Raw genomic sequence first — 21,920 nt, forward strand, 5'->3', positions numbered from 1 at the left:
CTACGCTGATCGAACGTGCCTGACGCCGCCCAGGATGCCGAGCTGCTGACCGCCGCCGCGGTCGCCCTGAACAAGCACGCCCCCGTGCTGCGCGAGCTGGGCTCCCTCTTCGACGCCGCCGGCCACGAGCTGTACCTCGTCGGCGGTTCGGTGCGCGACGCGTTGCTGGGCCGGCTCAGCCCCGACCTGGACTTCACCACCGACGCCCGCCCCGAACAGGTCCAAGAGATGGTGAGCCGGTGGGCCGACGCGGTGTGGGAGACCGGGATCCGGTTCGGCACCGTCGGCGTCGGCAAGGGTGACTATCGCCTGGAGATCACCACGTTCCGCGCCGACGCCTACGACCAGGTGTCGCGCCATCCCGAGGTGCGGTTCGGCGAGCGCCTCGAGGACGATCTGGTGCGACGCGATTTCACGGTCAACGCGATGGCGGTGCGCGTCACGGCCGCGGGCCCGGGCGACTTCCTGGATCCGCTGGGCGGTTTGGCGTCGCTGGCGGCGCGGGTGCTCGACACCCCGGCGGCGCCGCAGGTGTCGTTCGGGGACGACCCGCTGCGGATGCTGCGCGCGGCGCGGTTCGTCTCCCAGCTCCGCTTCGCCGTCGCCCCGCGGGTGTACGAGGCGATCGAGGAGATGGCCCCGCAGCTGGAGCGGATCAGCGCCGAGCGGGTGGCCGCCGAACTGGACAAGATGCTGCTCGGCGACGAGCCGGTGGCCGGCATCGACCTGCTGGTGGAGACCGGCATGGGTGAGGTGGTGCTGCCCGAGGTCGGCGGCATGCGGATGGCCATCGACGAACACCACCAGCACAAGGACGTCTACCAGCATTCGCTGACGGTGCTGCGCCAGGCCATCGCGCTGGAGGACGACGGGCCCGATCTGGTGCTGCGCTGGGCCGCCCTGCTGCACGACATCGGCAAGCCCGCGACCCGCCGGCACGAGGCCAACGGCGGCGTGAGTTTTCACCACCACGAGGTGGTCGGCGCCAAGATGGTCCGCAAGCGGCTGCGGGCGCTGAAGTACTCCAAGCAGATGGTCGACGACATCTCGCAGCTGGTGTTCCTGCACCTGCGGTTCCACGGCTACGGCGAGGGCAAGTGGACCGACTCCGCGGTGCGCCGCTACGTCACCGACGCCGGGCCGCTTTTGCCCCGGCTGCACAAGCTGGTGCGCGCCGACTGCACGACCCGCAACAAGCGTCGCGCCGCGCGGCTGCAAGCCAGCTACGACCGGCTGGAGGAGCGGATCGCCGAGCTGGCCGCCCAGGAGGACCTGGCGCGGGTGCGCCCCGACCTGGACGGCAACCAGATCATGGAGCTGCTCGGCATCCCGGCGGGCCCGCAGGTCGGGGAGGCGTGGCGGCACCTCAAGGAGCTGCGGCTGGAGCGCGGGCCGATGACGAACGAGGAGGCGACCGCCGAGCTGCTGTCCTGGTGGCGGTCACGCGGGAACCAGTAGCGGCGGCCCCGCGTCCGAGTAGGCGTGGACTATTGCCTGGCGAATGATGATGGCGCAGCGGGCATCTGGAACGGCCAGCCCAACCTCGACCTGGACGGGGATGGCCGGCTCGACGCGATCGGCCTGGATCTCGACGGCGACGGAATGCAGGACGACGCGCTGGCGGATTTCGACGGCGACGGCATGGCCGACCACGCCGCTCTCGACCTCGATAATGACGGCAGGCCCGAGGCATGGTTCACCGACGAAGGCTCGGGCACGTGGGGAGTGGCCGTTGACCGGGGTGGACAGCTGCGGTGGTTCGGGCTCGACGGTGTCGAGCACACCGGCGGTCCGCTCGTCGACTTCGACGGCCAGGGGCGGCCCGACGACCGGCTGCTCGACACCGACGGCGACGGGGTGGCCGACCGGGTGCTGTGCACCGCCGACGACGGCGTGACGGGGTTCGTCGACACCGACGGCGACGGCAAGTGGAACGTCAGGCTGACCGACGCCGACGGCGACGGATTGGCCGACGGGGCCAGCAACTTGTGACCGCGCGCCCGGAAGTGAATTGACCTGCAACGGCGGCGTTAATAGCTTTACGACCAGACGAGCCAGGGGGTAGCGATGTTTGTCGACACTGACCTGCTTCACTCGGGGGCCGACCAGTCTCACCGCGCCGGCGGGCACGCCCAGGAGGGGGCCGACCAGCTGTTACGTGGGCCGCTCGCGTCGGGCATGTTCGGCGGCTTTCCCGCCGCCGAGGCGTTCCATGAGGCGGTGACCGTCGCCCACCGGCAGCACGTCAAGAATCTGCAGGCTCACCACGAGACGCTGACCGGGCTCGGCCACAATGCGCACTACGCCGCCAACGGTTTCACCAACATGGACGGCCGCAACGCTGCACAGGAGCGAGCGGTGCGATGGACTTCCGACACATCAGCAGTCGGGACCTGATCGCCGAAGCCGGCGGCGACCCCTGGGCGCTCAACGCGACCTTGCAGGAGGGGCGGCCGGCGCAGATCGTCGCTCTGGCGCAGGCATTTCACGACGCCGGCCGGTGCACCGCGGAATCCGCCGCGGCCTTCGAGGAAGGGCGCCGTCGCTTCGAAGCGTCTTGGAATCGGGCGAACGGTGAGCATCCGATCAACGACCTCGCCGAAGTGCGGCGCACGATGCAGTCTCTTGGCGCCCAGTCCCTGCACCTGCCCAAGATCGGCGCGGACCTGGAAAACGTCGGGGCCGCCCTGGCCGAGGCGCAACGCACAGCCGCACTGGCGATTTCGGCGTTGGAGGCTCGGCTGCGGCAGGTCGACGACCTACTGGGCCAAGCGCTTGGCCTCGAGGGCAACATCGGGCTCACGGCGGAGGACCGATCCGCGCTCGATGCGCTGATCCGCGCTCTGGAGCAGGAAGCCATTGAAGACACCGCGGCGGCGCTGGGCCGGCTGCGGTCAGAACGCAGCAGTTACTCGCGGTCCTTGGACGCGTCGCTGACCACCTTGCGAACCGACGGCTATGACCCGGCGGTTCTGTACGCGGTGGACGCTTCGGGACCGGGGGACCCCGACGCGTCCGGGCAGATTCCGCCGCCGGGCTCGAGCGCCGAGGAGGTCAATCGGTGGTGGCGAACGCTCGACCCTGAGCAGCGAAGCCGCTTGATTGCCGACCATCCGACAAAGCTGGGAAACCTCAACGGCGTTCCGGTCGCCGCCCGCAGTGCGGTCAACCAGGCGGTGATGGGCGATGACCTTCGACGCGTGCAGGACGTTGCCGCGCGCAACGGCGTATCCGTGGACACGGTCATCGGTGACCCCGGCACCTACGGGCTGACGCCCCTCGCGATCACCCGCTACACCAACGCTTGGCGCACCCAACAAGGCCTGAACGCCTCGGAGGCCGCGTTGGGCCAGCGGACGCAGCCGGGGGTTTTCCTGTTGAAGTATCAGCCCGAAGCTTTCGGGGGCCAAGGTGCGGCGGCCATCGCCGTGGGAAACCCCGACACGGCGGCCAACACCGCGGTTTTGGTGAAGGGCGCAGGCGCCGGTGTCCGCGAAGGAACGCTCGCCAGGACGGAGGGCGTGCGGTTGTACCAGGAGGCCGTCCGCGCCGATGGGAGCAAGCCGACCGCGGTGGTGACGTGGGTCGGCTACGACGCCCCCGACAACTGGTACGACGCCGGCCTTCGGGAACCGGACATGGCTCGCGCCGGCGCCCGGGCGTTGACCGGCGATATGAACGCTTTGGCCGTCACCCATGAGAGTGTGCCGACGCACCTGACCGTGGTCGGCCACTCGTATGGATCCACCGTCGTTGCCGATGCGGCCACCTATGGGATGCATGCCGACGACGCGGTACTTGTCGGCTCCCCGGGCACCGATCTCGCACATTCGGCGACCGACTTTCATCTGGCGCCCGGTGGCCACCTGTATGTCGGTGCGGCTTCGGGCGACGCGGTCACCTGGTCGCCGGGCCGCGTGACGGGGCCCGGGCTGATCGGCCTGGACTTCGGCGGGCTGGGTGACGATCCCGCCATGGACGGCTACGGCTCGACGAGGTTCAAGGCCGAGGTGCCGGGCAACTCCGCGAATCCGTTCTATGACCATTCGCACTACTTCGACGACGGGTCGGAGTCGCTGTTCAGCATTGCCGACATCGTTTCCGGACACGGTGATGCGCTGCAGCACGACGGCATGACCGCGCATCACCGCGGCGAGTCCGGGGTGGGCGGATGGGCCGACCCGGAAGTCGCGCGACCCGCGACGACTGGGCACCGTCATGGCGCGCCCACGGGCTAGGTCTCAGCCTGATCTGAAGTGACATCGTCGGGGTGGCGATTAGCCTTGATCAGGTGATGAATCCCCAGCCGCCTCCTGCGGCGCCGTGGACACAACCCGTGGAAAGTCGAAGGCCGTCTGGGGGCCGCGCCGCCATGGTCGTAGCGACAACCGGTGCACTGATCGCCGCCGCCGCACTCGCGATAGCGGTCATAGACCTTAATCGGCGGCCTTCATCAACGGCCGTGCAAGCGCCGGCGTCGACCACGGCAGTCGCCTCGCCGAGCTTTACGCCCGCTGATGAAGCGGCGGCCAAGAGCCATGTGTGTTCGACCTTCGACAAAGTTAGTAAAGCGGTCAAAGTAGCGACTTCGGCCCCAAATGGAGCTGAACCGGTGGCGGCTTCCGCGAACGCTCGCGCTGCGCTAGTTGGCGGAGCGCTTGCGTTGTCGAGGTCAGTGGTGCCCGCGACCCCAAAAGAAATCGCCAAACTAACTGGGGGGCTGGTCGACGCCTACTTGGATTACGTTGTGACGGCATTCGCAGAAGAAAGGAGCGACAGTACCACTGTGGAAAATGCGACCGACGCGCTCCGCCAAGCGTGTGCGTAGTGCAGGCAAGCGGCGTCTCGAGGCCATGGAGAGAAGGCAGGGGCAAACTCGTTTGGCGCGTCCTGCGCTATCTCAACGGCATTAGTGAAAGTGAATCAGAGAAACAGGCGCGGCCTTGAATAAAATCGCATGTGTAAGGAGGGGGTATGGGGTCAGACTTGCCCACAGGGAAGTACACGCCGCCCCTCATCGGCGCTTGGTGGCCGGAACCGCCAACGGCGCTGAGAACTGGTGCTGCACATTGGAGAGCCCAACAGCAGCAGCAGGAGCATTACGGGCAGGATCTGCATAGCGAGTGGACCAACCTAGCGGCCCGTAATCAGGGACATACCGTGGATGATCTTGTCTCGCGCTTCCAGCAGGGCGAAAAGTACCATTTCGATTTGGCCGAGAAGTACAAAGCCAAAGCCGACGCCTTTGAAAAGGGTGCAGACGCAATTGATAGTTTGCGCGAGGGCCTTCGAGGGATTGCTGACGATTACAATCAGCGGATCGCCAATGTTGAAAACTCAAAGGAACCTGCGCCGACAAAGGCAGCCGAAATCGAAAAGCTAATCGCCGAGGCCAACGGGTTCGCCGCGTACAAGTCAGCCGCCGCTGTTGCGGCCATCACGGACGCCATGCAGAAGATACTTGCATCCGAGGGGCTGTCGATGTCCCCACAGGAATTCCTCAAGAGCCAAGGCGTCGGTCCCGCAACAAATGCACCGAATCCGAAGGGGGCAACTGATGGTGGTTCTGCGCTTGGAAGCCAGGGAAATGGGGCCGGCGCTAGCACAGGGTCGACGGGTAGCGGGGGGACAGGAAACGCATTGGGTGGCCGCGGCAAAGGGTCCGTCGCCGGGGTTGGTAGCACTGGAACCGGCGGGCATGTAGGCGGATCGAACCTCGGCGGCCAAGGTGAGGGATCTGGGCTCGGCGGCAGCAGTACTCCTACAGCAGCGCCTACCGGCGTCGGTGGACATATCCCCGCTAGTCCTGGAATAGGTGCGCCATCACCCGCCGGACTATCACCAGCCGCCGGCTTGGGTGGGCTTTCACCGAACCAACTGGGGAACTCGTTCGCCCAAGGAATGATGACCAGTCAGCCAGCGGCTGCCGGCGCTCATGACTTGTCCCAGGGACTGGCGAACGCGGCGGGGTCGGCAGCGGCGCCGCCGCCGCAAGCGCCGGTGGCTCCATCGGTGTCTGCACCAGCTATGGGCGCTACTGGTGTCGAATCCGCTGCCGTCGAACACGCGTCGGGCGCGGAGGCCTCCGCCGGCTCCGGTGCGCCGGTTGCGTCGACGGGTGGGGCGATGCCGGTCGCAGCAGCCATGCCGGTCTCATCCCCGATGGCACCGCCAACCGGCGCCCCAGCCAGCCCCGCGGGCCCGTTGCCCGCGTACGGATCCGATCTGCGTCCCCCGGTAGTCGCCCCACCGTCGGTGTCCGCGCCGACCGCGCCAGTGTCCGGTGCACCGGTCGCACCGTCGCCGTCAACGTCGCCCTCCGCGGGCAGCCCGATGATGTCGACGGTCCAGCGGGGCGCAGCAGCCAGCCAGGCTGGCGCAAGCGCCGCGTCCCCCGCCGGCGCATCGGCGTTGGCGGCGACTACCGGTGCCGTGGCGGGCGATGTCTCAAGTCGTGCTGCTGAACAGCAGCGACTCCAGCGCCTCGTCGATGCGGTAGCCCGGCAGGCCCCGGGCCTGTCATGGGCCGCCGGCCTGCGTGACGACGGCACCACGTTATTGGTCAGCAATATCGGCTGCGGCTGGATACCGCCGAACGTGAAAATCCCCATCGGGGTGAATCGGCTACTCGAGCCGGCTCTTCGGAGAGCAGACGCGAGCGTGGTCGATCTGCTGGGTGTCGTCACGGCAGCGGCGGTGCATAAACAAAACGGCTTCATCGCCAAGCCGGGACCCGACGACCCAGCTCTTACCGGCGACCGCGTAGCACGCGCAGGACCAGAAGTTGACGAGCTGGGCCCCGCGCTCGTGGAGGCTGTGCGGCGACGCGACGGCTTGCCGCGGATCGCCCAGACCCTGGCGCAGGCCGCGACCCGTGGAACCGGAGTTACCGACAACGAAATCGACGTGCTGCACCATGAGCAGCAGGTTGCCTACCAGAAAGCGCAGGAGGATCCACTTGACTTGTCAGTGGCGGCTGACTGGATGCTGCTGGCAGCTATCGACGCCCTCATCGCAGGCCATGAATCGCTCGCGCATTACCACGTGGCGTGGTACGAAGCCGTTTCGGCAAAAACGCGGTGACTACAAATCGCGCAGCTCACGCTCTACCATTCGAACACGAGGCCATGCCGCACGCGAGGGTTGAGGTGCACTCATGACTACGGGGGGACGCCCGATATTCATCGATGGCCCGACCCTGCCCACGGCACCTCGCCTTCCTCCGACGGTAGGGCCGAACCCGATGCCCGGCGGCGGCGGAACCGAGGTTGACTCGGCGGCGGCGGGATTAGCGCAGCTGGGCAACCTCGGCGTGTCCGGCGATCAGGCTGCCAGCCTTGCAGGCGAGGCCGACCGTCGGGCACACGCGCTCGATGCTGCTCAAAAGTTTCCGGCCAACGAGGCCGAATCGAGTCAGCAATTCCAGCAGCTGGCACAAATGATTCCGCAAATGGCGTCGGGCATCGCGGGCGCCATCACCGGTGCGCTCGGCGGCATCATGCAGCCGCTCACCCAGGTTCCGCAGCAGGCAATGCAGGCCGCGGAGAGCGCCATCCAGCCGTTGATGGGAGCGGCGAAGGGCGGCGGAGCCGCGGAGGCCGCCCTGACCGGCATGTCGGGTGACCAGGCCGTACTGGACAACGCCACCCAGGGCGGCGGCGGCTCCGGCGGCGGCATCGGCGGCGGTGGTGGCACCACGCCGACCGGCTTTATGGGCCCGCCGCCCGTGCCGTCGTCGTCGCCTCCCACCACGCCCGCGGGGGCGTCGGCCAAGCCGGTGACGGTGACGCAGACCGGTGGGACGCCGACGCAGTCGGGACCGATGGGCATGACGGGCATGCCGATGATGCCCGGTGCGATGGGCGCCCGCGGTGAGGGCGGCAGCAAGGACAAGCCCGCCGAAAAGCGGTTGACCGTCCCGGGCATCCCCAACGGCCAGCCAGTCAAGGGCCGCCTGACCGCACCGCCAAGCGTTCCGGTCGCCAAGTCGGAGGGCAAACCACCTGTCGTCACCCGGCCCAACCGGCGGATCGTGATCGTGCCGACGGACGAAGAGGCGCAACAGGATTAGCCGACGCCCGCCCCGAGGTCACTGAAAATATCGATTTCAGCCCGTTGGTCGTCAAATTGTATTCGGGAACTAACTCGGTCAATCGGCCACCAGTGATGGCCACTAATAGTGCTTTCGGAACTGAGTGGTCGGGCGGTGCCGGACGCAGTAATGTCATTGCGTGTGGCCATTATCGAAACGCCGCCGGTTTAGATTCCCCGAGGTCGGTGCGGGCTACACAGATGCTGCCGAAAACCCTTGCGGCACAGCGGGCCGCCGGACCAGCCGACCGGTAACCGGGGCGTGGGCCAGAAGTTATGGGAGTTGCGGCTGAGATGTCCGATACGGATGCGGCGGGGGATAAGGCATTAGTCGATCAGGTGCTGGCCGACCTTAAGGCGAATTTTGAGAAGTGGGAGGCGGTTCTGGCCGCCCAAGAGTCGGTGACTTTCACCGCCGACGTGGGCGATGTCTATGCGGTGTGCAATTCTGACGGCCGGCTCACCGGGTTGTCCTTGGCCCCGCACGTGATGACGTCCTACACCTGTCGAGAGTTGATGGATCGGCTCAATATGGTGTTCGAGGCATTGCGTGAAGAAGCGCAGGCCGATTTCGATCGGAATTACGGTGGGGGAGTCGTTGAGTGATCTCGCGATGACGCAGGCGGTGGCGGCCCTGGCGCGAGGCCACAGCCTTTTCGTCGGCGCCAACGCCGGCCGTGGTGTCGGCGAGGTCCCGAGGCGGCTGCACGCGCACGCCGACGGGATACGACGGACGGTCCACGCAAGCGGGTGGCCGACGCGGGCGGCGATGCGGGCGGGGGCCTCGGAGCAGGCGCTGCGCCGGCTGGCCGACGCCGACGGGCGGCTGGAGGCCGTCCGGGCGAGGGCGTGTGCCGATCGCGCGGCCGCGAGCGCCGCGACGAGGATGAATCTGGACGCCGCGATGACCGATGCCATGCCGGCGGCCGATACGCCGATAGGTCGACGCGAGACGATGGCTCGAATGGCTGCGCGGCTGCGCGCCCAGCACGGCCACATCGCACGGTCGCATGCCCGCGCGCGGCTGATGGCGCTGCAGCTGCGACGGTTGCGATACCCGCGCTCTCGCGCATTCGCCGTCCGCGCCGCAATCCGTAAAGCCCTCGATATCAAGGGTATCCATGACCACGCCGCGCGGGCCCGGTGGGAGCGCGGCATGGACCTGGTGGCGCGACGTGAGTCCAACTACGACGCGTACGCCGAAAACAAGTCGGATTCCAACGCCGCCAGGGGCACACCGAGCAGAGGAGCCTGGCAGTTCATCGCTCCGACGTTTGCCGCCTATCACGAGCCGGGCACGTCGGGCAGCATCCATGACTTGGTAGCGCAGGCATGCGCGTTCATCAACTATGCGCGGGGCCGCTACCGCGTCGCGGCCGACGCGTCTGATCTGGCGGACCGGATCGCACAGGCCGATCCTCGCCGCGGGCCGAGGGGTTATTGACCAATGCCGTTGAGTCTGTCCAACCGTGACCAGAATTCGGGCCACCTATTTTACAACCGGCGGCTCCGGGCCGCGACGACCCGCTTCTCGGTGCGCATGAAGCACGATGACCGCAAGCAGACCGCGGCGTTGGCCCTGTCGGTGGTATTAGTAGCCATCGCCTCGGGCTGGATGGTGCTGCTGAACGTGCTGAAACCCAGTGGGGTGGTGGGGGATTCCCCAATTATCGGAGATCGCGAGTCCGGCGCGATCTATGCGCGCATCGACGGCCGCCTGTATCCGGCGCTGAATCTGACTTCCGCGCGGCTGGCAACGGGCACCGCCGGCCAGCCAACGTGGGTCAAGCCGCCCGAGATCGCCAAATATCCGACCGGGCCGCTGGTCGGCATTCCGGGCGCGCCCGCGGCGATGCCGGTCAACCGTGGTGCCGCGTCGGCATGGGCCGTGTGCGACACGGCGGGCAGGCCGCGCACGGCCGACAAGCCGGTGGTGACCTCGATTGCGGGCCAACTCATGGGTGGCCGGGCGATGCCAATGGCCAAGGACGCCGGACTCCTCGTGTCGTTCGAGGGCGCGACCTACGTGATCTGGGGTGGCAAGCGCTCACAGGTCGATCCCACCGACCGGGCGGTGACGCTCAGCCTAGGACTCGACCCGGGAGTCACTGTGCCAGTGGAAATTTCGCGCGCGCTGTTCGACGGGCTGCCCGCGACTGAGCCGCTCCGCGTGCCCCCGGTGCCCGAGGCCGGAACGCCGTCGAAGTTGCTGCCTGGGTCTCAGGTGGGTGCGGTGCTGCAGAACCAGACGGCCGGCGGGGGCAGCCAGTTCTACGTGCTGCTGGCCGACGGTGTGCAGAAGGTCGGGGGCTTCGTCGCCGATCTGCTACGCAGCGCGAACTCCTACGGTTCGGCGACGCCGCGGACGGTGACTCCGGACGTGTTGGTCAACATTCCCGAGGTGAACTCGCTGGCGGTGGACTACTACCCGACCGGCCGGCTGAATTTCATTGACTCCGAGGCTAATCCAACGACCTGCGTGGGGTGGGAGAAAGCGTCGACCGATCCGCAGGCTCGCGTCGCCATCTACAACGGGCGCGGGCTACCGGTTCCCTCGTCGATGGACAACCGGATCGTGCGGCTGGTCCGCGACGACCGCGACCCCGCGTCGGTCGTGGCCAATCAGGTGCTGGTCTTGCCGGGTGCAGCGAACTTCGTGACGTCGACGAGCGGGGTGGTCACCAGCGACTCGCGCGAATCGCTGTTCTGGGTGGCCGACAATGGCGTGCGGTTCGGCATCGCGTCCGACGATTCGACGCTACGTGCGCTGGGCCTGGATCCGGCGATGGCGGTGCAGGCGCCCTGGCCGCTGTTGCGGACTTTTGCTGCGGGACCGGCGTTGTCGCAACAAGCTGCGCTGGTGGCGCGCGACACGGTGCCCGCGCTCGGACAGGCGACCGTGCTGACGACATCGGCAAGGGCGGGAGGCTAAAGGTGTCGAAGAGGGCGTTTCCGATCAACCGCGTCAAGATCCAGCCGCCGAAACCCGTTCGGGTAGCGCCGAATGCGCCAATTGCTCTACCCGAACGCGAGCCGCGCAACATCTGGGTGATGATCGGCGTGCCGGCGTTGATCGTCGCGCTGATCGGCACGATCGTCATGCTGTACGTGTCGGGGGTGCGCAGCCTGTCGACGGGGTTCTTCCCCCTGATGGGGATCGGTGCGTTCAGCATGCTGGCGTTCTCCGGCCGGCTGGGGCGGGCGCGCAAAATCACCTGGGGGGAGCTGGAAAAGGGCCGGCGCCGTTACTTGCGCGACCTCGATAGCAACCGCGACGAGATCCAGAACGCGGTGTGCGCACAGCGTAACTGGCAGCAGGCGGTGCATTCCGATCCGCGCGGGCTCGGCGCCATCATCGGTGGTCCGCGGATGTGGGAGCGCGGCCGCGCCGATGTGGACTTCCTGGAGGTGCGGCTGGGCACGGGTGTTCAGCACGCTCCGGATTCGGTCTTGTCGGTGACCTGGCCCGACATCGCCTCGGACGAGGAGCTGGAGCCCGTCACCGGCCAGGCTTTGCGCGATTTCATCCTGGAACAGCGCAAGATTCGCGATATCGCCAAGGTGGTGAACCTGCGTTCGGCCCCGGGGTTCAGCTTCGTCGGTGAGGACCTCAACCGGGTGCGGTCGCTGATGCGCTCGGTGCTGTGCTCGCTGGCGGTGTTCCACAACCCGCGCGATGTCAAGCTGATGGTGGTGACGCGCAATCCCGAGTTGTGGTCGTGGATGGTGTGGCTGCCGCACAACCTGCACGACGAGCTTTTCGACGCGTGCGGGTGGCGGAGGCTGATCTTCGCCACGCCCGAGGAGCTGGAGGGCGCGCTGGGGGCAGAACTGCACATGAAGGGCCGGCGCGGCCAGTGGACACCGCTGGCGGCGGCCAGCCCGACGACGATCGGCTCGGCCCTGGAGACCGGCCAGCCGAGCAGCGGGCCCGATCTGGGGCCGCACTGGGTGATCGTGGACGACAACACCGGCAGCCCCGAGGCGTGGGAGAGCGTGGTCGGCCAGGTCGGCAAGGCCGGAATCACGGTGCTGCGCATCGCTTCCCGCGCCGGCATCGGCGTCGGGTTCGATCGAGACCAGCTGTACGAGATGAGTGAGCGGCACACGGGGGCCGACGGCTCAGCCGATGGTTCCGCGAAGGCGGCGCTGAACGGCGACGCCGTCGAGGACGACGACGGCCGTCCCGCACCGCTGTTGCGCGCGGGCGGCAAGTTCTTTGCCCACGCCGATCAGCTCTCGATCCCACGCGCCTACCGGTATGCGCGCGCGATGGCGCGGTGGTCTCCGACAAGCAGCAGCGAAATCGCCGATTCCGCCAGTGGAGCGGCGGAGCTGTTGCGCGCGCTGGGAATCAGCGATCCGCGTGACCTGGATGTCGATCGGCTGTGGTCCGAACGACGCGGCCGCGGCGACGAGCGTTGGTGCGAGATCCCCGTGGGCGCCAAGCCCAACGGCGAGTTGCAGAACGTGATCATCCGCGCGAAGGACTTCGGCGGCTTCGGTTTTCACTCGGTGGTGATCGGAACCAGTGGCTCGGGCAAGTCGGAGTTCTTCCTGTCGCTGGTATATGGCATCGCGTTGACGCATTCACCGGAGACATTCAACGTCATCTTCGTCGACATGAAATTCGAATCGGCGGCCCAGGACATTCTGGGCATCCCGCATGTGGTGGCCGCGTTGTCGAACCTCGGCAAGGACGAACGGCACCTGGCCGAACGGATGCGCAGGGTCATCGACGGCGAAATCAAGCAGCGCTACGAGCTTTTCACGTCGGTGGGCGCCCGCGACGCCAATGACTACGAGGAGATCCGCCTAGCCGGCCGGGACCTCCCGCCGGTCCCGGTGCTGCTGGTCATCGTCGACGAGTACCTCGAGCTGTTCGCCAACCACGACAAGTGGATCAACCTCATCATCCACATCGGACAGGAGGGCCGCGGCGCCAACGTCTTTTTTATGTTGGGCGGCCAACGGCTGGACCTATCCTCTCTGCAAAAGGTCAAGTCCAACATCGCATTTCGGATCGCGCTTCGCGCCGAATCCGGCGATGACAGCCGAGAGGTGATCGGCACCGACGCCGCCTACCACCTGCCATCGAAAGAAAACGGTTTCGCGCTGCTGAAGGTGGGTCCGCGCGACCTGGAGCCGTTCCGCTGCTTCTACCTGTCGGCGCCGTTCATCGTGCCCAAGAAGGCGGAAGTGGTCAGGACCGTCGACATGACGCTGACCCAGCCCCGGCTCTACAACTGGCAATACCAGCCGTTGGACGCCGCGGACGCCGCGGCCTTGGAGGCCGCTTCGGCGGCCGACGAGGAGCCTGACGAATTCCTTCTGCACGAGGACGGTTTCAAGAAGAAGAAGATCGTCGACGTGCTGCGTGAGTCGCTGCACACGGTCCCGCACCGGGCGCCGCGCCGGCCGTGGCTGGAGCCGCTGGAGAACCCCGAGCCCGTCGATGCGGTGGTGGCCGGTTGGCGGGGCAAGCCGTGGCATGTCGACTACGGGCGCAACCCGGGGCTGGTGTTCCCGGTGGGCATCATGGACATCCCCGAGGAATCTAAACAGGTCGTGCATTCCATCGACGCGCTACGCAGCAACATCATCGTGGTGGGGGCCAAGCAGCGCGGCAAGACGACGACGCTGATGACGCTGATGTGCGCGGCGTCGATGATGTACACCCCGTCCCGCGTGACGTTCTTCTGCGTCGGCGGAGCGACCATGGCTCAGATTGGGTCGCTGCCGCACATCGCCGACATCGTGTCGCCCAAGGACACCGAAGGCATCGAGCGGATCTTGAGCAGCATGGACGCGTTGATCGACGCTCGTGAGAACGCTTTCCGTCGCGCCAACATCGATCTCGACGGGTTCCGCGAGCGGCGGTTCGGCCCCGGCAGCGACGGCCTGGGCGGCACCGATCCCAACGACCCATTCGGCGACGTCTTCGTGGTGGTCGACGACTACGACGACCTGTACACCAAAGACATGGTGCTGGGCGACCGCATCATCTCGCTCAGCAGCCGCGGTCCCGAATACGGGGTGCACGTGATGTGCAGCGCCGGGGGCTGGATACACGGGCAGCGACAGAAGCTGTTGCAGAACGCGACCGCGCGAATACAGTTGCGGCTGGCCGAGCCCGGGGAGAGCCAGATGGGGCACTCGGCGATCGAGTCACGCGAGGCGGCCCGTCGAACGTTGGACCGCCCCGGTTTCGGTCTGACGGATTCGCTGCACGAATTGTTGGTCGGCCTTCCCGCGATGGTCGATCCGGCGACGCGCACGCTGGTGGACACGCCGGGCGTCGGTGCCCGCGTCGCCGAAGTCGCCGGGGTCACCAAACACGCCGTCCTGCAGCGGCTACCGGAACGCGTTGAGCTCAGCGCCATCTTGGCGGCCCACGCCGCAGCGGACGATCTGTCGATCGCGTTCGCGATCGGCGAGCGCCACCAGCTCGGTCCGGTTCCCCTGAGGCTGGCGGAGAGCCCGGGGCTGATGATCCTGGGCCGGCAAGGCTGCGGCAAGAGCACGTCACTGGTCGCCATCGGTGAAGCGGTGATGAGCCGGTTCAGCCCCGAGGAGGCCCAACTCACGCTGATCGACCCCAAGGCCGCCCCCCACGGGTTGCGTGACTTGCACGCCCCCGGTTACGTGCGTGCCTACGCCTACGACCAAGACGAAATCGACCGCGTCATCACCGAACTCGCCCAGGAGATCCTGCTGCCGCGGCTGCCACCCAAGGGTTTGAGCCAGGAGGAGCTGCGTGCGCTCAAGCCGTGGGAAGGGACCCGGCATTTCGTGCTCATCGACGACGTCCAGGACCTGCGTCCGGCGCAGGCGCAGAGCTACCCGGCGACGGCGCCGGTGGGTGCGGCGCTGTGGATGCTGATGGAACGCGCGCGGCAGGTCGGTCTGCACGTGTTCACAACGCGGAACAGCACCAACTGGGCAACACTGCAAATGGACCCATGGTGGCGCTATCAGACGTCGGCGAAGGTGGCGCAGCTTTATATGGACAACGATCCGCAAAATAAGATCAATCGGCTTCTTCGGGCCCAAGCGTTGCCGCCAGGACGTGGATTGTTGGTAAGCGACGAATCCGATGTCGAGGGGATTTTGGTCGGCCTCCCGTCCGCGGTCGCCGGTGAATAGAACTCCCATTTCTGAAAATGCCAATTTCAACTTAGGCCACGCGAAAGTGGCAGCCTCCCAGCAGTTGTCGGCGCCCCGCGCAATCGAACGTGACAGCCGTTGCAGAAGTGGCATCAGCGATAGTTGAGGTAGAAGTGGCATTAATTCGACGCAAGTACAATTGCCGTCGAACCCCCCATCCACCGCGAATTGATGGCGGCCAGATCGGCAGATAAGAATTGTGAATACGCGATCTGCGATTAGGCACTAGACTGGCCGACATTCGCAGAGATCGGCTGCGAGACGTTCGGAGGGAATTATGTTTGTCGTACCGCCCGAAGCCGTTTTGAGCTCAGCGGGGGCTGAATCGGCGATCAGCGCAGAAGTCGCGGGCGCGGCCGCGGCGGCCGCACCGGCACTGCTTGGCGCCCTGCCGATGGGCAACGACCCCGACTCGGCGCTGTTCGCCACGGCACTGAATGCGTGCGGCGGTGCCTACCTGGGGGTGGTCCAGGAGCACGCCGTGCAGCGCGGATTGTTCGCCGGAACGCAGAACATCGCGGCGTGCGTCTACACCGCCACCGAGGCCGCACGCGCCTTGACGCTCGGGCTGTAAGCGCCGCTTATGCCCGACCCGGGGTGGGCGGCGCGTCCACCCGAAGCAAACGACCTTCTGCTCAAGACCGGAACCGGGGTGGCCACGATGTTGGCCAACCAAGCGGCCTGGACCGCCTTGGGTGCGAGTCACCACGCTTCGGCCAGCGCGTCGATTACCAACACCGTCGTGACCTCCGCAAGCTGGTCGGGGCTGGGGTCGGCGGGTTCCGCCGCGGGCGCCACCGCGCTCAACGCGTCGCTGCACGGGTTGGCCGGCTGGGTCGACGTCAAGCCCGCGGTGGTCGCGGCCGCGGTTTCGGCCTACCAGATGGCGAACTCCGCCATGCGCCCGGCGCCCGAGTGCAACGCCAACCGTGACGAGGAGGCGGCCGACAACATCGCCAATCCCAGTGTGTTGTGGACGTTGACGCCGCGGATCATCTCGCTCGACACCGAGTACTTCGGCGTGATGTGGCCCAACAACTCCGCCGTCGGCGCGAGTTACGGCGCCATCCTCGCCGGGCTGGCCGAGAGCCTGGCGATCCCGCCCCCATTGGCGACCATGGGCGCCTCGCCGGCCGCCCCGGCGGAGGCCGCCGCAACGATCGGTCAGGCGGCCGGTGACGCCGCGGCCGGCGACGGCATGCGCGCCGCCTTCCAGGGAGTCCAGTCGGGTACCCAGGGCGCGGGTCAGGCGGCGTCGGGCGGCCAGGACATCGGCGGCCAGCTGGGTACGTTCATGCAGCCGGTGCAGTCGCTGATGGGCGCGATCCCGCAGGCCCTGCAGGCTCCCTCGCAGCTGATGCAGGCGCCGATGAGCGCGATGCAGCCGCTGCAGTCGATGATGGGCATGTTCGCCAACCCCGGCGCACTGGGCGCCGGCGCACCGGCCTCAGCGGTCAGTGCGGTCTCCGCGGCGCCGAGCGCGGCGGCCGGCGTCGGCGGCGGCGGAGCCTCGCTCGGCGGGGCCGGGATGCCCGCGACCACCTTCACTCGCCCGGTCAGCGCGTTCGAACCCGGCAGCGGTGGCCGCCCGGTTGGGCTACGCCCCAGCGGCGCGCTGGGCGTCGACGCGGTGCGGTCGCCGACCACGACAACGACGGCGGGCGGCACCGGCGTCGGCGGCATGCCGGTGGGTCATGCGGCCGGCGGCCACGGCGGGTCCCACAGGAAATCCGAACAACCAGCCACGGTGCACGTGGTCGACGAAAGAGTCTGAAAAGGCCAGCTCAGCGGGTGAACTGACACGTCGCAACCGCCGCCATACACTTCGACGCATCCCCCCGAGAAACCAACGGGGACAAAACAAAACAGAGAAACGCCCAACCGGATAAGGAGATATCAACCGTGTCAATTGTTGTCGACGCAAACGTGCTGCGAAGCACGAGTGATGCGATTCAAGCGCACATGGAACATGCGATTGCGATCGCCCAGGGCTACCTGGCCAACCAAGAAAACGTCATGAACCCGTCGACCTGGTCGGGCGACGCGGTCGTCGCCTCGCATATGACGGCGTCCGAAGTTTCGAATGACCTCAACAAGGTCTTGACGGGCGGCACCCGGCTGGCCGAGGGCCTCAAGCAGGCCGCGGCGCTGATGGAAGGGCACGAGGCGGACTCCCAGCACGCGTTCCGCGCGCTGTTCGGCGGCACCGCGCAAAACCTCACTTAATCGCGACCTCATTTCGCTTCAGAAAGGAAAAACCATGACAGGTCCCATCGCTTACAACCCGGGCCCCGTGGCCGATTTCGCGGCCGATGTCGGATCCCGGGCCGGTCAGCTCGACGCCATCCACGCCGACGTGGCGAACAAGACCAACTCCCTTCAGGAGTTCTTCGCGGGGCACGGCGCGACGGGGTTCTTCGACGCGCAATACCAAATGCTGTCGGGCCTGCAGGGCCTCATCGACACGGTGCGCCAGCACGGCCAGACGACCGGCCACGTGCTCGAGGCAGCGATCCAGACCGATACCAACATCAGCCACCTTTTCTGAATTCGCCTGCCCCAGCGGCACTGTCGTGTCTACGGGGCGAGGACCAAGGTGGGGTCGACGCCATGCATGTGCCGCACCTTCGGTAAGTCCGGCGAACCGCCTGAGGTGAAAGTGGCGTGCTGACAACGACGATCGATGGCCTGTGGGTGTTGCAGGCGGTGACCGGGGTGGAGCAGCTGTGCCCCGAGCTGGGGCTGCGGCCGTTGCTGCCACGGCTGGAAACCCCTGAGCTGGCGCTGCGCCATCCGGTGGTCGCGGAACTCAAGGCCTGCGGTGCCCTCGACGAGGCCGGCAACGCCGATCCGATGATCCGGGAATGGTTGACCGTGCTTTTGCGGCGCGACCTCGGCTTGCTGCTGAATATCAGTGTGCCGGGCCGGGATCCGACCCGGGCGGCCATCTGCCGGTTCGCCACCTGGTGGGTGGTCTTGGAACGCCACGGTAACCTTGTGCGTCTGTATCCGGCCGGTACCGCCAGCGAGTCGGCCACTGCCACGGAGCTGGTGGTGGGTCAAGTCGAGCGGCTGTGCGGGGTCGCCGAAGCCGCGCCGCTGCGGCCGGTCACCGTGGACACCAAGGAGCTGCTGGAGTCGGTGCACGACGCCGGCAGCCTGAAATCGTTTCTGCTCAAGCAGCGCCTGGACGTCGACCAGCTGCACATCGTCACCATGGCCGCCGACCCGGGGCGGTCGGCGTCCGCGGCCATCGTGGCGGTGCAAGCCGGTGTCGGTCCGGACAGAACGGCCCGCCTCGCGATCGGGGAGTCTGCGGTCGCCATCGTCGACACCGCGGCCGGTCGGGTGTGCGTGGAAGGGGTGACGTCGGGCGGGCGGCGCTACCAGGTCCTCTCACCGGGGTCGCGCAGCGACATCGCCGCGGCCGTGCGGCGGCTCATCCAAAACCTGCCCGCCGGCGAGGAGTGGTACTCCTACCGCCGCGTCGTCTGACGCGGCAAAAGTGACCGTTACACCATGGGAATGGTAAAGCCGAACCCGGTTCTAATGCACTTCGAGGTTTAGTGATCGCGGAAACGGCGTATCCCGAATCGTGTTAGCATCGACGGTCGTGACGACACCTTGGAATGAGCCCAATATGTTTGACGAAGAGAGGCTTGGGCGGGGGGATCCGCCAGCGGTGCGCCACCGGGATTCGGTATCGGACACCATGCGTATTACCGATTTAGCCGCGCCCCGAAAAATTCCTCCGGGCTCCGGTTGGCGGAAATTCATATACAACCTTTCTTTCCACAAAATAAACCTTGGGGAATCGCCCGGCGAACGCCATTATCGCGAATTAAAAGAACGCATCCGACGGCACATTCGTCGACAATTCGTGATCACGTTGGTCTCCGGCAAGGGCGGGGTCGGGGTCTCGACGATGGCCGCGTGCATCGGCGGTGTCTTCCGCGAATGCCGGCCGACCAACGTGATCGCGATCGATGCGGTTCCGGGCTTCGGCACCCTGGCGGACCGGATCGACGAGTCACCGCCCGGCGACTACACCGCCATCATCAACGACACCGACGTCCAGGGCTACGCGGACATCCGCGAACACCTCGGGCAAAACGTGGTCGGGCTCGACGTGCTGGCCGGTAACCGGACATCCGACCAACCCAGGCCGCTGGTGCCGGCGATGTTCGCCGGCGTGCTGGCGCGGCTGCGACGGACCCACAACGTCATGGTGGTCGATACCGCCCCGGACCTGGAACACCCCGTCATGAAAACAGTCCTGGACAACACCGACACCCTGGTGTTCGTCTCGGGTATCACCGCCGACCGTTCGCGGCCGGTGCTGCGGGCCATCGACTTCCTCAGCGCCCAGGGCTATCACGAGCTGGTGTCGCACAGCACCGTGATCATCAACCACACCGACAGCGCCGTCGACAAGGACGCCCTGGCCTACCTGACCGAGCGGTTCACCAAGGTCGGCGCGACCGTGGAAGTGATGCCCTTCGATCCGCACCTCGCCAAGGGCGGGATCATCGACACGGTCCACGAGCTGAAGAAGAAGTCGCGGCTGCGACTGTTCGAGATCACTGCCGGGCTGGCCGACAAATACGTGCCGGAGGCCGGTGCCGAGAGGGCCCAGCAGTGACATCGCCCCACAAGGTCGCCTTCCCGGCCCGGTGCGCGGTCAACATTTCCTATGACAAGCACCTGTGCTCTCAGGTGTTCCCCGCGGGAACGCCGGTGGAAGGCTTCTTCGAGGGCATGGTCGAGCTGCTCAGCGACGACCTGAAGCGCAAGGGTTTCGACGGTGTGGCGCTGCCGCCGGGCAGCTACGAGCTGCACAAGGTCAACGGGGTTCGCCTGGACATCAACAAGAGCCTGGACGAGCTCGGCGTCCAAGACGGAGACACGCTTGTCTTGGTGCCTCGCGTCGAGGGCGAATCCTTTGAGCCGCAATACGAATCGCTGTCGACGGCGTTGGCGGCCATGGGCAAGTGGCTGGGGCGCGACGGCGGGGACCGGATGTTCGCCCCGGTGACGGCGCTGACCGCCGCGCACACGGCGATCGCGATCGCGGCCATGGCGATCGGTGTGGTGGTGGGCCTGACGTTGCGGGAACGCGCCTTCAGCGACAGCCTGATCCCGTCCGCCGTGGCGGGCGGGGTCGGCGTGCTCCTGGCGATCGCGGCCGTCGTGGTGTTCGCGGGATGGCCGCAGCGACGCGACATGTTCAGCGGATTCGCCTGGCTCACGGTGCTTTTGATCGCGGTCGCCGGGTGTTGCGCACCGCCCGGGAGGCTGGGCGCACCCCACGCCCTGATCGGGCTCGTGGTGGTGATCCTGGGCGCCATCGCGATCAGCGTGGCCACCCGGAAGCGCTGGCAGACCGCGGCGGCGACCGCCGTGGTGACCGTCTGCGGCATCCTGGCCGCGGTGGCCGGCGCCCGGATGTTTCGGCCGGTGTCGGTGCAGGTGCTGTCGATCTGCGTGCTGTTCGGTGTGCTCGTGCTGGTGCGAATGGCGCCGACGATCGCGCTGTGGGTGGCTCGCGTGCGGCCACCACACTTCGGATCCATCACGGGACGCGACCTGTTCGCGCGGCGCGAGGGCATGCCGGTGGACACCGTCTCGCCGGTGAGCGCGAACGAAACCGAGGACGAGGACGACGAACTCACCGACATCACCGCGCGCGGCGCGGCGATCGCCGCGTCGGCCCGCTTGGTCAATGCGGTTCAGGTGGGCCTGTGCGTCGGCGTCTCGGCCATACTGCCGGTCGCGGTGTGGGGCGTACTCGCGCCGGGTCGGCGTTGGGCGTGGCTGGCGTTGCTGGTGGCCGGCCTGGTGGTAGGCATCTTCATCACGCAGGGCCGCGGATTCGCGGCGAAGTACCAGGCGGTTGCCCTGGTCTGCGGCGCCTGCGCGGCGGTGTGCGCCGGTGTCGTGAAGTACGCGCTGGCCGGCCCGAGGAGTCTCGAGAACGGGCTGATCTGGCCGGTTGCGCTGGTGGTCGCCTTCGCCGCATTGGGTTTGGCCGCGGCGCTTTTGGTGCCCGCGACGCGGTTCAGGCCGTTGATCCGGTTGACCGTCGAATGGCTCGAGGTGCTGGCCATGATCGTGTTGTTGCCGGCCGCCGCGGCGCTGGGAGGGCTGTTCACGTGGCTTCGCCACTGAAAGTAGTGTGCACCCGGACCGCCGCGATCATCGCAGCCCTGATCCTGACCGCCGTCATTGGAAACATCCCCGCGGCCCACGCCATTTCACCGCCTAAGGTCGATCCGGCGATGGCGCCACCGGACGGGCCGCCGCGGCCGGACCAACCGATGCGCCGCGCCAACAGCTGTTCGGTGCCGATCACCGTCAAAACGCCGGACGTCTCGCAGATGGCGCCCGGTTTCGACCTGCTCAACATCAGCCGTGCGTGGCAATACAGCACCGGCAACGGCGTGTCCGTGGCCGTCATCGATACCGGCATTTCTCCCAATCCGCGATTGCCGGTGGTCCCCGGCGGTGACTACATCATGGGTGAGGACGGCCTGTCGGATTGCGACGCGCACGGAACGGTCGTGGGCGCGATCATCGGCGCCGCGCCGCAAGGACTTATCCCGATGCCGCGACCCATTCCGCCGACTCCGGCATTCCCCCCGCCCGCGGCTCCGCCACCGGCC

At 67.1% G+C, this 21,920-nt stretch carries 18 protein-coding genes and 1 pseudogene; 18 read left to right on the forward strand and 1 reads right to left on the reverse strand.

Annotated elements, in window-relative coordinates; translation table 11 throughout:
- Window positions 1-15 precede the first annotated feature (15 nt).
- The 4 genes from MTAB308_RS16685 to MTAB308_RS16700 all read left to right on the forward strand — a co-directional run bounded on the left by MTAB308_RS16685 (window position 16) and on the right by MTAB308_RS16700 (window position 4,238).
- Window positions 16-1,458, forward strand: a complete 1,443-nt coding sequence (locus tag MTAB308_RS16685) for a CCA tRNA nucleotidyltransferase (RefSeq protein WP_077100555.1) — start codon at window positions 16-18, stop codon at window positions 1,456-1,458.
- Window positions 1,459-1,482: 24 nt separating this feature from the next.
- Complete coding sequence (locus tag MTAB308_RS16690) at window positions 1,483-1,992, forward strand: pullulanase (RefSeq protein WP_077100556.1); 510 nt, start codon at window positions 1,483-1,485, stop codon at window positions 1,990-1,992.
- Between the two features lie 75 nt (window positions 1,993-2,067).
- On the forward strand, window positions 2,068-2,397 hold the full coding sequence (locus MTAB308_RS16695; protein WP_077100557.1) for a DUF2563 family protein: 330 nt from the start codon (window positions 2,068-2,070) through the stop codon (window positions 2,395-2,397).
- The gene (locus tag MTAB308_RS16700; protein WP_077100558.1) at window positions 2,364-4,238 is read left to right on the forward strand and encodes a putative alpha/beta hydrolase; all 1,875 of its coding nucleotides are present in this window, start codon (window positions 2,364-2,366) and stop codon (window positions 4,236-4,238) included. The genes MTAB308_RS16695 and MTAB308_RS16700 overlap by 34 nt, the downstream gene beginning before the upstream one ends.
- 1,074 nt (window positions 4,239-5,312) lie before the next feature.
- On the opposite strand, the gene MTAB308_RS29865 is transcribed toward MTAB308_RS16700, so the two are convergent.
- The gene (locus MTAB308_RS29865) at window positions 5,313-5,450 is read right to left on the reverse strand and encodes a hypothetical protein (RefSeq protein WP_245831433.1); all 138 of its coding nucleotides are present in this window, start codon (window positions 5,448-5,450) and stop codon (window positions 5,313-5,315) included.
- Window positions 5,451-6,333: 883 nt separating this feature from the next.
- On the opposite strand from MTAB308_RS29865, the gene MTAB308_RS29870 reads away from it, so the two are divergent.
- From MTAB308_RS29870 to MTAB308_RS16775, 14 genes and pseudogenes are all read left to right on the forward strand, one after another.
- The gene (locus MTAB308_RS29870; RefSeq protein WP_245831434.1) at window positions 6,334-7,083 is read left to right on the forward strand and encodes a DUF5631 domain-containing protein; all 750 of its coding nucleotides are present in this window, start codon (window positions 6,334-6,336) and stop codon (window positions 7,081-7,083) included.
- A 160-nt stretch (window positions 7,084-7,243) separates the two neighbouring features.
- Window positions 7,244-8,071: a hypothetical protein gene (locus tag MTAB308_RS16715; RefSeq protein ID WP_173842247.1), complete on the forward strand. Its 828-nt coding sequence runs from the start codon at window positions 7,244-7,246 to the stop codon at window positions 8,069-8,071.
- Between the two features lie 314 nt (window positions 8,072-8,385).
- Complete coding sequence (locus MTAB308_RS16720) at window positions 8,386-8,697, forward strand: DUF2710 family protein (protein ID WP_077104437.1); 312 nt, start codon at window positions 8,386-8,388, stop codon at window positions 8,695-8,697.
- 7 nt (window positions 8,698-8,704) lie between these two features.
- A complete protein-coding gene (locus MTAB308_RS16725; protein WP_083746695.1) occupies window positions 8,705-9,535 on the forward strand; it encodes a transglycosylase in 831 nt (276 codons plus the stop codon).
- A gap of 3 nt (window positions 9,536-9,538) precedes the next feature.
- Window positions 9,539-11,023, forward strand: a complete 1,485-nt coding sequence (gene eccB / locus MTAB308_RS16730; RefSeq protein WP_077100561.1) for a type VII secretion protein EccB — start codon at window positions 9,539-9,541, stop codon at window positions 11,021-11,023.
- 2 nt (window positions 11,024-11,025) lie between these two features.
- Window positions 11,026-15,237, forward strand: a complete 4,212-nt coding sequence (gene eccCa, locus MTAB308_RS16735) for a type VII secretion protein EccCa (protein ID WP_077100562.1) — start codon at window positions 11,026-11,028, stop codon at window positions 15,235-15,237.
- 298 nt (window positions 15,238-15,535) lie between these two features.
- Window positions 15,536-15,832 (forward strand): PE domain-containing protein, encoded by a 297-nt coding sequence (locus tag MTAB308_RS16740; RefSeq protein ID WP_108637337.1) that lies wholly within the window; start codon window positions 15,536-15,538, stop codon window positions 15,830-15,832.
- A 9-nt stretch (window positions 15,833-15,841) separates the two neighbouring features.
- Complete coding sequence (locus MTAB308_RS16745) at window positions 15,842-17,032, forward strand: PPE domain-containing protein (protein WP_077100564.1); 1,191 nt, start codon at window positions 15,842-15,844, stop codon at window positions 17,030-17,032.
- Window positions 17,033-17,160: 128 nt separating this feature from the next.
- Window positions 17,161-17,484, forward strand: a complete 324-nt coding sequence (locus MTAB308_RS16750; RefSeq protein ID WP_077100565.1) for a WXG100 family type VII secretion target — start codon at window positions 17,161-17,163, stop codon at window positions 17,482-17,484.
- A 34-nt stretch (window positions 17,485-17,518) separates the two neighbouring features.
- Window positions 17,519-17,806 carry a WXG100 family type VII secretion target gene (locus MTAB308_RS16755; RefSeq protein WP_077100566.1) on the forward strand — a complete coding sequence of 96 codons (288 nt, stop codon included), beginning with the start codon at window positions 17,519-17,521 and terminating at the stop codon, window positions 17,804-17,806.
- Between the two features lie 116 nt (window positions 17,807-17,922).
- Window positions 17,923-18,753: an ESX secretion-associated protein EspG gene (locus MTAB308_RS16760; protein ID WP_077100567.1), complete on the forward strand. Its 831-nt coding sequence runs from the start codon at window positions 17,923-17,925 to the stop codon at window positions 18,751-18,753.
- 118 nt (window positions 18,754-18,871) lie between these two features.
- Window positions 18,872-19,900, forward strand: a complete 1,029-nt coding sequence (locus tag MTAB308_RS16765) for a MinD/ParA family ATP-binding protein (protein WP_077100568.1) — start codon at window positions 18,872-18,874, stop codon at window positions 19,898-19,900.
- Window positions 19,897-21,426, forward strand: coding sequence for a type VII secretion integral membrane protein EccD (gene eccD, locus MTAB308_RS16770; protein ID WP_077100569.1), 1,530 nt, complete (start codon window positions 19,897-19,899; stop codon window positions 21,424-21,426). Before MTAB308_RS16765 ends, eccD begins: the two co-directional genes overlap by 4 nt.
- A pseudogene (locus MTAB308_RS16775) lies at window positions 21,411-21,920 on the forward strand (type VII secretion-associated serine protease); the annotation flags it as partial. The gene eccD and the pseudogene MTAB308_RS16775, both read left to right, overlap by 16 nt.

The sequence above is a fragment of the Mycobacterium terramassiliense genome (genome assembly GCF_900157385.1).
Taxonomy (GTDB): domain Bacteria; phylum Actinomycetota; class Actinomycetes; order Mycobacteriales; family Mycobacteriaceae; genus Mycobacterium; species Mycobacterium terramassiliense.